Origin of the sequence: Alkanindiges illinoisensis DSM 15370, assembly GCF_000619845.1 — a bacterium.
Lineage (GTDB): Bacteria > Pseudomonadota > Gammaproteobacteria > Pseudomonadales > Moraxellaceae > Alkanindiges > Alkanindiges illinoisensis.
Window position 1 is genome coordinate 126503 of the sequence record NZ_JHUX01000003.1, and the last position, 12728, is coordinate 139230.

Annotated in this window: 10 protein-coding genes; 1 reads left to right on the forward strand and 9 read right to left on the reverse strand. The window is 49.2% G+C overall.

The window, feature by feature from the left end; genetic code table 11:
* Window positions 1-26 precede the first annotated feature (26 nt).
* The 7 genes from Q337_RS0100670 to Q337_RS0100700 form a co-directional block, all read right to left on the reverse strand.
* Window positions 27-1994 carry an acetyl-CoA carboxylase biotin carboxylase subunit gene (locus Q337_RS0100670; RefSeq protein WP_026469933.1) on the reverse strand — a complete coding sequence of 656 codons (1968 nt, stop codon included), beginning with the start codon at window positions 1992-1994 and terminating at the stop codon, window positions 27-29.
* A gap of 64 nt (window positions 1995-2058) precedes the next feature.
* Entirely contained in the window at window positions 2059-2874 is an 816-nt protein-coding gene (locus Q337_RS0100675; protein ID WP_034279136.1) for an enoyl-CoA hydratase/isomerase family protein, read from the reverse strand.
* A gap of 19 nt (window positions 2875-2893) precedes the next feature.
* Window positions 2894-4048 carry an acyl-CoA dehydrogenase family protein gene (locus Q337_RS0100680; protein ID WP_026469935.1) on the reverse strand — a complete coding sequence of 385 codons (1155 nt, stop codon included), beginning with the start codon at window positions 4046-4048 and terminating at the stop codon, window positions 2894-2896.
* Between the two features lie 50 nt (window positions 4049-4098).
* A complete protein-coding gene (locus Q337_RS0100685) occupies window positions 4099-5256 on the reverse strand; it encodes an acyl-CoA dehydrogenase family protein (protein WP_026469936.1) in 1158 nt (385 codons plus the stop codon).
* Window positions 5257-5545: 289 nt separating this feature from the next.
* On the reverse strand, window positions 5546-7159 hold the full coding sequence (locus Q337_RS0100690) for an acyl-CoA carboxylase subunit beta (protein ID WP_026469937.1): 1614 nt from the start codon (window positions 7157-7159) through the stop codon (window positions 5546-5548).
* On the reverse strand, window positions 7156-8088 hold the full coding sequence (locus Q337_RS0100695) for an SDR family oxidoreductase (protein WP_026469938.1): 933 nt from the start codon (window positions 8086-8088) through the stop codon (window positions 7156-7158). The genes Q337_RS0100690 and Q337_RS0100695 overlap by 4 nt, the downstream gene beginning before the upstream one ends.
* Before the next feature lie 70 nt (window positions 8089-8158).
* Window positions 8159-9958 carry an acyclic terpene utilization AtuA family protein gene (locus Q337_RS0100700; RefSeq protein ID WP_026469939.1) on the reverse strand — a complete coding sequence of 600 codons (1800 nt, stop codon included), beginning with the start codon at window positions 9956-9958 and terminating at the stop codon, window positions 8159-8161.
* A 206-nt stretch (window positions 9959-10164) separates the two neighbouring features.
* Between Q337_RS0100700 and Q337_RS0100705 the strand changes: the two genes are divergently transcribed.
* On the forward strand, window positions 10165-10770 hold the full coding sequence (locus Q337_RS0100705) for a TetR/AcrR family transcriptional regulator (RefSeq protein WP_034279137.1): 606 nt from the start codon (window positions 10165-10167) through the stop codon (window positions 10768-10770).
* 181 nt (window positions 10771-10951) lie between these two features.
* Here Q337_RS0100705 and purN read toward each other — a convergent pair whose 3' ends face one another.
* Entirely contained in the window at window positions 10952-11611 is a 660-nt protein-coding gene (gene purN / locus Q337_RS0100710) for a phosphoribosylglycinamide formyltransferase (protein WP_026469941.1), read from the reverse strand.
* Window positions 11611-12681, reverse strand: coding sequence for a phosphoribosylformylglycinamidine cyclo-ligase (gene purM / locus Q337_RS0100715; RefSeq protein ID WP_026469942.1), 1071 nt, complete (start codon window positions 12679-12681; stop codon window positions 11611-11613). The genes purN and purM overlap by 1 nt, the downstream gene beginning before the upstream one ends.
* Window positions 12682-12728: the final 47 nt, after the last annotated feature.

A 12728-nucleotide genomic window follows, 5' to 3' on the forward strand; every position in this document is an offset into this window, starting at 1 on the left:
TAAAGAAAACTTATTTAATATTATGATTACTCTATAGAAACTTCAATCTTTAGCAGCACCTGTCGTTTCTTCACTTGCTGGCCAACTTGTCCAATAATCTCGGCAACCACGCCATCCACATCGGCCTTGATCTGCTGCTGAATTTTCATGGCTTCCAGAATGAGCAAGGTTTGGCCTTTGCTTACGCTGTCACCTGCATTCACTAGTACATTAACAATCGCCCCATCCATTGGGGCACGAATTTGGCCATCACCTGCGGTATTGGCACTGGCAGGCGGCGCATAAGTGGTATGCTGAATAGTCAGGTTGCCATTGGCACGATCCAGATACAGCGTATCACTTTGTTGCACATAGGCCACACGACGGCGCACCCCTTCCCAGATATAAGTCAGCAGTTTTTCTTGCTGATGTAGTATTTGCAAGGTTGCCTGTTGTTCATTCCAGCTTAAATGCAAGCCATCATCTTTGGCCAGCGCTTGTAAGCCATAAGTCTGCTCACCAATTTGCAGCTTGATGACTCGTGGTAAATCCAGTGCACTTTGCCAAACCTGATCATTGTCATCACCTGAACTGGCATATAGTGCCGCTGCAATACTCAGTGATTCAAAGTCTGCATTCACCGGATGGAGACTCACATCATCACTAAAATGCTGGGCAATAAATGCCGTGCTGGTATTACCCGCAACCAGCTCAGGATGGCGTAACAGGTTGACCAAAAACTGCTTGTTGCTATTTACCCCCAGCAGCACAGAATCTTCAACCGCGCGGGCCAGCAGGCGCACAGCATCCTCACGGGTTTTACCATAGGCAATGATTTTGGCAATCATCGGATCATAGTAGGGACTCACTTCGCCTTGTTGTGTCATGCCATGATCAATACGCACATTAGGCAGTTGCTGATCACTGCCAGCGGGTTGCCACAGCAATACAGAGCCAGTTTGCGGTAAAAACTGCTGGCTTGGGTCTTCGGCATACAAGCGCACTTCAATGGCATGGCCATTAAGCTGGAGTTGCCCTTGCTGTAATGGCAGTGGCTCACCATTGGCCACCCGGAGTTGCCATTCGACCAGATCAAGACCGGTAATCAGCTCGGTGACAGGATGCTCAACCTGCAAGCGGGTATTCATTTCCAGAAAGTAAAAATTGCCTTCGCTGTCCAGCAAGAATTCAACCGTACCCGCACCCACATAATTACAGGACTTGGCAGCGGCTACCGCAGCTTTGCCCATCTGCTTTCGCAGGTCATCAGTCATTACCGGACAAGGTGCTTCTTCCACCACTTTCTGGTGGCGGCGCTGAATGGAGCAGTCGCGCTCAAACAAATACACCACATTGCCATGCGTATCACCAAATACTTGAACTTCCACATGGCGCGGGGCAATGACCGCACGTTCCAAAATTAGCTCGCCAGAACCAAAGGCATTTTCAGCTTCTGAACGGGCAGTTGCCAGTGCAGCAGGCAAGTCATCTGCTGTTTCGACCAGACGCATACCACGGCCACCACCACCTGCCGAGGCTTTGACCATTAAGGGAAAACCAATTTTTTGGCCTTGCTCGGTTAGATGTTCCAGTGATTGCTCGCCGCCTTCGTACCCGGGAATGCAGGGCACACCGGCTTCAATCATGGCAATTTTGGATAAGCGCTTACTGCCCATTAGTTCAATGGCGTGTGGCGTTGGACCAATAAAGCTAATGCCTGCCTGCTGGCACGCCTGCGCAAAACCGGAATTTTCTGACAAAAAACCATAACCCGGATGAATGGCATCCGCGCCAGTCAGCTTGGCTGCATTGAGGATATTTTCAATTTTCAGGTAGGATTCACTGACCTTGGATTCGCCAATGCAAACGGCTTCATCAGCGAACTGTACATGTAGCGCATTGGCATCTGCATGAGAGTAAACAGCTACAGTCTGGTAGCCCAATGCCTTGGCAGTGCGCATCACCCGAACTGCAATTTCACCACGGTTGGCGACTAAAACTTTGGAGAATGCCATGCGGCCTCCCATTTCTATAAAAAATTAGATAAAAACATTAAAAATATTGGTTACTTGAATGGGTTTAATCAGCCCACTTTGGCAAGCGTTTCTGGATAAATGCCATGGTGCCCTCAGTGCCTTCATCACTACTCACTGCTGCGGCAAACTGTATAGCTGCCTGGTCCAGTGTCTTGCTTAGATCATTGACCTGCGTACTGTTGTGGAGCAGGGCTTTGGTCACACGGCTGGCATTGGGCGCAGTACGGCGGATTTGCTGTAAAGTGGTGCTTAGCGCATCATTCAAGGCCTCATCACTGCTTAACACCTCATGCACAATACCAATGCGTGCCGCTTCCTGACCATCAAAGCGATTACCCAGCAACGCCAAACGACGGGCTTGTGTCAGGCCAATGCGTTGTACAACAAATGGGGCAATTTGCGCTGGAATCACGCCAAGGCCAGTTTCCGGCAAGCCAAACTGGGCATTATCACGGCACAGTGCAATATCAGACACACAGGCCAAGCCAAAACCACCACCCAGCACAGCACCTTCCAGTACCGCAACCACCACTTGCGGCGCATGGTTGACTTGTTCAATCAGGGTGCCAAACGCACGGTTAAATCGGATATAACCGTCATGGTTGCCAGCACTCATGGCCTCGCTTCGTAAGGCCGCCATATCCTTGATGTCGCCACCAGCACAGAAGTGTCCACCCACACCACGCAAGACCACAGCACGAATGTTTAAATCATCTTGAATGGCATTGAATACGCTGACCAGCTCCCGCAACATGGTTTCACTCATGGCATTGCGCAGTTCCGGGCGATTGAGGGTGACATGCAGCACTGCACCGTCTTGCTCGAGTAACAGGGTTTGTGGATTCTCAATTCCAAACATAATCTTTTTTCCTAAAAATTTAACGCTTGGCTGGGGCAATTTGCATGAGCTTGCAGATAATGCCGAGCATGATTTCATCAGCACCACCACCAATTGAAATCAGCCGACCATCACGATAAAGCTGGGAAGCCGGGTTATCCCACATAAAGCCCATGCCGCCCCAATATTGCAGGCAGCTATCAGCAACCTCTCGGGTTAAACGACCCGCTTTGAGCTTGGCCATGGATGCCAGCTTGGTCACATCCTTTCCGGCCAGCATGGCTTCACAGGCTTGATAGGTGAGGGCGCGCAAGGCTTCAATTTCAGTTTGCAGTTCGGCAAAGCGAAAATGAACCACCTGATTGTGAATCAGCGGCTGGCCAAAGGTTTTACGCTCTTGACAGTATTCAATGGTTTTTTGTAGGCAATATTCCATCATGCCCAGTGCATTGGCCGCCAGCCACAGGCGTTCTTCCTGAAACTGCATCATTTGCATGCGAAAACCTGCGCCTTCTTCGCCAATCAGATAGCGCTGCGGCACCCGTACATTGTCCAGAAAAATTTGCGTGGTCTGGCTGGAACGCATACCGAGCTTGTCTAGTGGTTCAGAAAAGCTGATGCCTTTGCTTTTGGTCGGCACCACGATCAGCGACTTATTGCAATGCGGTGAATCATCCGAGGTATTGGCCAGTAGACACAAAAAGTCAGCTTGCAGCGAATTGGTAATCCACATCTTGCTGCCATTAATGATGTAATCATCACCGTCTTTTTTGGCCGTGGTTTTAATCGCAGCGACATCAGAACCAGCATGCGGTTCGGATACCGCAATCGAGCCAACCAGATCGCCAGCAATGGCCGGTGCCAGAAACTCCTGCTTGATTTCTTCACTGCCAAAACGGGCAAGGGCTGGTGTACACATATCGGTTTGCACACCTATCGCCAGCGGCACGCCGCCGCAAACCATGGTTCCCAGCGCTTCGGTCACCACCAGATTGTAGGAATAATCCAGTCCCAACCCGCCATATTGCTCAGGCTTGCAAATTCCCAGCAAGCCCAGATTTCCCATTTTTTTAAACACTTCATGCATGGGAAACTGGCCTTCACGCTCCCATTGCTCAGCGTAAGGATTCAGTTCGTTTTGCACAAACTGCAAAGTGGTACGTTTTAAGGCCTCGTGTTCTGCTGTAAATCGCATGCTTGTGCTCCTTGCACTGGCTTTTGAGATTGCGGCTTGCTGTTTCTCAACTATTTTTGTTTTTTCGGCAGAATATCCATCAGCTTGCAGATAATACCGAGCATGATTTCATCAGCACCGCCGCCAATTGAGCCTAAGCGCCCGTCACGATAAAGCTGCGAGGCTGGGTTGTCCCACATAAAGCCCATGCCGCCCCAGTATTGCAGGCAGCTATCGGCGACCTCGCGGGTTAAACGCCCTGCTTTTAGTTTGGCCATGGATGCCAGTTTGGTCACGTTTTCACCAGCAATATGCGCTTCGCAGGCCTGATAGGTGAGGGCACGCAAGGCTTCAACTTCGGTTTGCAACTCAGCCAGACGGAAATGCACTGACTGGTTATTAATGAGCGGCTGGCCAAAGGTGCTACGTTCTTTGCAGTATTCAATGGTTTGCTCAATTAAGTGATCCAGTCCACCAATTGCATTGGCTGCTGCCCACAGGCGTTCTTCCTGAAATTGCATCATTTGCATCATAAAACCCATGCCTTCCACGCCCACCAGATTGCGCTGTGGTACTCGCACATTGTCAAAAAATACCTGTGCGGTAGTGGTAGAGCGCATGCCCAGCTTGTCTAGTGGTTCAGAAAAACTAATGCCCGGTGTTTTGGCAGGCACAATAATCATGGATTTGTTAATGTGGGGCTTATCGTCGGAAGTATTGGCCAGCAAGCAAAAGAAGTCAGCTTGCAGCGAGTTGGTAATCCACATTTTAGTGCCGTTAATGACATAATCATCACCGTCTTTTTTTGCCATGGTTTTAATTGCCGCTACGTCTGAACCGGCATGCGGCTCGGACACGGCAATCGCTGCGACATATTCACCCGTAATGGCTTTGTTCAAAAACTCATCGCGCAGTTCAGCACTACCAAAACGGGCAAGGGCAGGCGTTGCCATGTCGGTTTGTACACCAATCGCCAAAGGTACACCGCCACAGGCCGCACGGCCCAGTTCTTCAGCCACCACCAGATTGTAGGAATAATCCAGTCCTAAACCACCATTTTCAGTTGGTTTGCAAATGCCCAGCAGGCCAAGGTCACCCATTTTTTTAAACACCTCATGAATGGGAAAACGTCCGGCTTCTTCCCACTGGGGAATGTACGGGTTTAATTCTTTTTCAACAAACTGGCGGGCACTGCGGCGTAGGGCGTCATGTTCTGGGCTAAATTTCATAGCTTTTCCTTTCCTTAAAATTTTAAGTGAATTAATAAATGGCTTTAGCAATTACTTTTTAAAGTTCATTTGCTTAACCTTCGGTTCGACCTACTTTTCTTTCGGGAAAAGTAGGCAAAACCATCTTCCTTTCGCAGAACTCGACAACAATGATCATCTTTTCTGCATCGTGCCTATTTAAGTTTCTTCAACAAATTTGATGTAGTCCTGTCTCGAATAACTGCAAAAGGTCTTCCCTCTATTCATATGCTATCGAGAATTTAATTAAGTTATTGTTTACACCCTAAAGTTAAAGCCGTGCCACACCAAAACTACTGCTTGTTAGTTGACGCTGTTCAGCTTCATGGATGGTTTGCAGTAAAAACACCAGCAGACGGCGGGTGTCGCGTGGGTCAATTAAGCCATCGTCATGCAAACGGGCAGAGTTAAACAATGCACCACTTTGCTGTTCCAGCTTGGCAGCTGTACCCTGTTCCAGGAAATCCAGCACTTGCGGATCAGGTTCCATGCCTTTTTGGCGCTGTTTTTCTTCCGTCACAATGCGTAATACCTTGCCAGCCTGTGCGCCGCCCATCACCGCTGTACGTGAATTGGGCCACGCAAAAATAAAGCGCGGCGATAAGCCACGACCAGACATGGCATAGTTACCTGCACCGTAAGAGCCACCCACCACAATGGAAATACGTGGTACACGGGCATTGGCAACCGCTTGAATCAGTTTGGAGCCATGCTTGATAATGCCGCTTTGCTCAGCGTCTGTTCCCACAATAAAACCAGTGGTGTTATGCAGGAAAATCAGTGGACGCTGGGTCTGGTCACAAAGCTGGATAAACTGGGCAGTTTTAACGGCACCCTGTGGGGTAATGGGGCCGTTGTTGGTAATAATGCCAATGGTTTTGCCGCCAATTTTTGCCCAGCCACATACAGTAAGTGCGTCAAATTCCTGCTTGAATTCCAGAAAATCGGAATCATCCACCAGACGGGCAATGACTTCTTTCATATCAAATGGCTGTTTGGGATCAGCAGGAATCAGCCCCAGTACATCGTCAATGGGATAGCGTGGTTCCAGATAATGCTCTGTATTGGCCGCCGCCTGTTCCTTCCAGTTCAGCATGGCAACCACATCACGTGCCATGCGAATGCCATCCGCATCGTTTTCTGCCAGATATTCAGCCGTACCAGCAATCTGGGCATGAATTTCTGCACCGCCCAATTCTTCACTGGTAGCAATTTCACCTGTCGCAGCACGCAGCAGTGGCGGGCCAGCCAGAAACATTTCAGTTTGCTTGCGGATGGCAATTACATAGTCTGATAAACCCGGTTGATACGCACCACCAGCCGTTGCATTGCCATGGACGACTGAAATTTGCGGAATGCCTGCGGCAGAAAGCCGTGCCTGATTGGCAAAGGTCTTGCCACCGGGAATAAATACTTCAGCGGCATAGTTCAGGTTGGCCCCACCACTTTCCGTCAGGGTAATCACCGGCAATTTATTTTCCAGTGCAATTTCCTGTAGGCGCAGGGTTTTTTGTACGCCCATGGGTGACATAGTACCGCCCTTGATGGCACTGTTGGCGGCACTAATCAGGCAACGCACGCCCTGTACAAAACCAATGCCAGAAATCACGCCACCACCAGCATCTGAGCCATCCTTGTCATCAAACATTTGATAGCCAACAAAGCCACACAGCTCAACAAAAGGTGAGCCTGCATCCAGCAACAGCTTGATGCGTTCATGCGGCAGGATCTTGCCGCGCTTGTCAAACTTGGGCTTGGCTTCAAACGATTTATCCAGCACTTTTTGCTGCACTGCGCGCATCTCGTCAATCGCTTTTTGCATGGCCGTACGGTTGGTTGCAAAGCCGGAACTATTGGCATCCAGCTCACTGTTTAAAATACTCATAGCTGGCTCTCTTCACGTGGTGAGTCTTCTGTTTGTGGCTGGCAGGATTGACCCTGTTCTTCTTTAGTTTTTAAAACATCAGGGATAAAGGCACGATGAAATCCATTATAGGAATGGCTGTTTTTGGCATCAGACAAGGGATACATCCGTGTGCCCAGTGATGCAGCCCCATCAATTCTTAAGGTCACACCTGATACAAAAGCGGCGGCTTCAGACAGCAAATAGCAAATCGCTGAGGACACTTCGGATTCCGTACCCATACGCTTAAGTGGCACATTGCCTGCAAGGCTTGGAATCACAAATTTGGCAAAATCACCCTGATAGGTATCCATCCCGGATGACATAATCCAGCCGGGAGAAACAGCATTCACGCGTACGCCAGATTTACCCCATTCTACTGAGGCAGTTTTGGTCAGGTTATCAACGCCGGAACGGGCAGCACCAGAGTGTCCCATTCCCGGCATGCCGCCCCACATATCGGCAGTCATGTTCACAATGGAACCACCGTGTTTTTTCATATACTGGTTATAGGCTTCACGCATCATCAGGAAGGTGCCATGCAGGTTATTGCGAATGACGGCATCAAATCCATTGTAGGAAATGTCTTCCAGAGAGGAGGGGAATTGTCCACCGGCGTTATTGACCAGGCCATCCAGCTTGCCAAACTGTTCAATCACTTTAGCAAAGGTATCCTTAACCTGAGCTTCGTCGCGGATATCACAAATCAGCCCAATGGCCTTACCACCATCTTCGGTAATTTCAGCGACAACGCTATCCAGTTTTTCTACTTTACGGCCAGTAATGATGACCTGTGCGCCAAGACTGGCAAGTTCATGGGCAGTCGCGCGGCCAATACCTGAGCCACCGCCCGTGACCATAATGACTTTGTCCAAAAAAGCATCATGGCGAAAAATTGAGTGATACGACATCATGATTTCCTAAAAGAGATTTTCCGTAATAAAAGTTTTGGCACTAAAGTGTTAAATGCGCCATAGAATTTCAGGTTAAAAGTGCAGCCGGAATCTTGACAGGCATATCCAGTAACTGCTGACCAAATGCTTTGCCTTGCGGATCAATACGCAAGCTGGCAATACCGCCACCGCCAAGTGCATTTTTCAATAAAAAGTTCAGCGCGTGAAAACCGGGCAGCTCAAAACGGATCACGGTACTGTTGGTATCATCCAGTACATGCGCCATGTACTGCGCCACCGCCTGTTCAGTCAGCGAGGCACGAATCCACGGTAAAAATTCCGCCTTACGTGCAATCACACCAATATTGGAATGATTGCCTTTGTCGCCACTACGCGCATAAGCCAGTTCAATCAACGGTACTTCGGTCAAATCATTTGCTGCATCAATATTTGCAACTTCACCACTGGCTACTGGTTCAGTCAGTTGTGTGGGTTGGGCACTAACCGTAACAGGAGTGCGCTCACCATTGAATTCAATCTCAACCGGAACCTGATCTTTATCAATTAAAAATGAAAACAGTTTAACCACAGGGGACGCTTTGGGACGGCCACCGACAATGCCAGTAATGCCGGGCGCCATGCCTGTTGCCGCTTGTGCAATTTCAGAGGCAAAAAACAGGCAGGCTTCCTTAAAGGGATGGGCCACTGCCATTTTAACCACCACTTCCCGGGCATCCTGATGGCGTGCATGTGCGCCATACGTGGTTTCTGTTCCTAAAATTTCTACCGAAGTGGAGCTAAAGCCGGGCACACTACGCATGGCCAAAACACGTTGGCATTTTTCCAAGATGGCTTGAGCGACAGCTTCAGCTTTGGCTTTGGCATCGCGTCCGCCCAGCATAAAGCTGACCAATACCCGAAAACCATCGGCATACGTGGCACTCACCTTATACTGATGGGTTGGGGCACGTCCTATCGCACCCGTCACCTGTACCCGATTGTCGCCAACTTGTTGCAGTTGCACATGGCTAAAATCAGCAACTACATCGGGCAGCAAATAAGACTGTGGGTCACCAATTTCATAAACAATTTGTTCACTAACTGTTGCAGTGCTTACCAGCCCACCGGTGCCTTCTGGTTTGGTCACCACAAAGCTGCCATCTGCATGTACTTCCACAATTGGAAAGCCCATGTTGGAATAGCCATCTTTTACCAGATGCCAGTCAGTGAAATTACCACCAGTACATTGCGCCCCGCATTCAATCACATGGCCCGCCAGTGAGCCTTGTGCCAATAGATTATAGTCGGTGGTTTGCCAGCCAAATTCATGCATCAATGGGCCAAGCACCACAGCAGAGTCCACCACACGCCCGGTAATGACAATATCTGCACCCTGATCCAGTGCAACCTGTACGGGTGTGGCTCCCAAATAGGCATTAATGCTGGCAATACTGGCGGGTAATGGTTCACCTGTTTGCATTTCGCCAACCTTGAGGGCTTGTAATTCTTTTTGCTTATCGATCAGGTCATCGCCCAGCACCACGGCAACTTTCAGGTCCAGCCCAGCATCTGTAATAAGCTTATTTAGTGCATCACGACAGGCAATGGGGTTCACACCACCCGCATTACTAATTACCTTAATATTTTTTTTGGCAATGGTTTTTAGCAACGGTGCCATAACACGAGTAACAAAGTCGGTGGCATAGCCCATATTGGAGTCTTTCATCCGGGCATTAGCCATAATTGACATGGTGATTTCGGCCAGATAATCAAACACCAGATAGTCAATATTACTCAGGTGAACCAGTTGAAAAGCAGCCGTATTGGTATCGCCCCAAAACGCCGATGCACAGCCAATTCGCACAATTTTATGTTGTTCAGCATCCATATGATTTGCCGGGTTGCTCATCTGCCTGACTCAATGTACCATTCGTAATACAACCATACCAAGCAAGCGCTAGGTTTGTGATTGTTAAAATGTATCATTTTGGTGGTGCAAAATGGTCAGTCGTTACGGCAGGCCAGCACAGTAAACCAGAAGTAGGGCCTGAACAGAGTGGCTCAGGCTTAAGTAAGAATTAACGGTTGAAATGAATGCTTGAAATTAAAAGTCTGGAGCAATTGCCGCAAATGGGCGGGCTTGATGATAGTCCGCGTGGACGTGTTATGCGGGCAGCCGCTTACCTGTTTCGGCGAAATGGATATGCGTCAACCACAGTTCGGGAGCTGGCGCAGCTGGTTGGCATTCAATCCGGCAGCCTGTTTCATCACTTTAAAAGCAAGGATGATATCCTGCTGGCGGTGATGGAAGAAGCCATTCGCTACAACACAGCGCGCATGGAGCAGGCGGTGCAACAGGCCACCGGCACGTTCAACCAGATTCGGGGCTTGATCCGGGCCGAGCTTGAATCTATCAACGGGGATACCGGCACAGCGATGGCGGTGCTGGTGTTTGAGTGGGATGCCTTGACGCCAGACCGGCAGGATTACTTGCTTAATATGCGTAAGTACTATGAGCAAATCTGGTTGGATGTATTGGAACGTGCGCAGCAGGAAGGCCTGATCAAACACCCTCCATTTATCTGGCGGCGTTTAATTGGTGGCGCTATTTCATGGACAGTGACATGGTATAAGCCGGAAGGCCCTATGACGCTGGATCAATTGGCCGATATTATTATGCAAATGGGCAAAGCTGAATAAGCAGCTTCAAAATAGTCCATTAGCCAAAACTAAAAATGCCAGCCTGCATTAATCAGAACTGGCATGGTTTGGCTTGTGCCGGTGCTTTACACCGTTGAAATTAAAAATCTAAGCCATCTATTTAAACTGAAGATAAAAATTAAACCAGACATGAAACACATGTGTAATCAGCAAAAGCGGCTTATTTTACGCAGCGCATCAGCTGTTCATGCATAAACCGCACGGGTTCAAGCAGGGGTTGCCCATCCAGATAGGCCTGATTACCCAGCAGCGCCACACGTCCAGCCGCAATCCAGCCCATAATGCGCGGATACAGCTCATGTTCCAGCACATGGATTTTGGCTTTCAGGCTTTGCACATTATCCTGCGGGCAAACCTGTAATACAGACTGGGCAATCACCGCGCCTGAATCCAGCTCTGCCGTCACAAAATGCACTGTACAGCCATGAAAACGGTCACCGGTATTTAACACCCGCTGATGCGTATTTAAACCTTTGTAAGCAGGCAACAGCGACGGGTGAATGTTAATCAGCTGGCCACTAAAGCGATTCACAAAATTGGCAGTCAGCACCCGCATAAAACCAGCCAGTACAATCACATCCACCTGCCAGTTTAGCAGCACGGCAATCATCTCGGCTTCAAAGGCATCGCGGTCAGCAAACTGGCGATGGTCAACTACCAGGGCGCGAATACCTGCATCTTTGGCGCGTTGCAGGGCATAGGCATCCGGTATATTGGAAATAACCCCGACCAACTCTGCCTGAATGCGACCCTGCTGGACTGCATCAATCATTGCCTGAAGATTACTTCCATTCCCAGAAGCTAAAACTGCAAATCTAATCACGCCAGAATTACCCTCACTTGGTCGTCTGCATCAGTGGTTGACTGTGCATCTGCCTCAATTTTTCCAATGACCCATGCTGTTTCACCCGCAGCCTGCAACTGTGCCAAGGCTTTTTCGCTGTCTTCGCTGCCTACCGCAATGACCATGCCGACACCACAGTTAAAAGTACGATACATTTCATAGGTATCGACATTACCTTGCAGTTGCAGGAACTTGAACAGGGCAGGCCACTGCCATGACGCAGTATCAATGCGGGCACGCGTACCATTTGGCAGAACACGCGGCAGGTTACCGGGCAAACCGCCACCGGTAATGTGAGCCATTGCATGAATATCAACCTGTTTGGCCAGTTCTAAAATAGACTTGACGTAAATTTTTGTTGGCATCATGACAACGTCACTCAGCTTTTTGCCATCAATGTCCTGATCCAGCGCAATATTTTTAACATCAATAATTTTACGGATTAAGGAGTAACCATTTGAGTGTGCGCCGCTGGAGGCCACCCCAATCAGCACATCGCCAGCCTGTACCTTGCTGCCATCAATAATTTTTGCATGTTCAACCACGCCTACACAGAAACCAGCCAGATCATAGTCTTCGCCTTCATACATGCCGGGCATTTCAGCGGTTTCACCGCCAACCAGCGCACAGCCAGCCTGTACACAGCCTTCACCAATACCAGTAACGACATCCGCTGCAACATCCACATTCAGGTGGCCCGTAGCATAGTAATCCAGAAAGAATAACGGTTCAGCACCACACACCAGCAGGTCATTCACGCACATTGCCACCAGATCAATACCAATGGTGTCGTGCTTGTTCAGGGCCAAAGCCAGTTTTAACTTAGTGCCTACACCATCAGTGCCAGACACCAGCACAGGCTCGTCATAGCCTTTAGGAATTTTGCATAGCGCGCCAAAACCACCAAGACCACCCATGACTTCAGGGCGCATGGTACGTTTGGCGACGGACTTAATCCGGTCAACCAGATGATCTCCAGCTTCGATGTCGACGCCAGCATCTTTGTAGCTTAAACTGGTGGTTTGGGGTGAAGATGATATGGTCATAAGATTAAGTCTCCGCGTAGGGGGCAGATTATAGCGCGAATAAACGA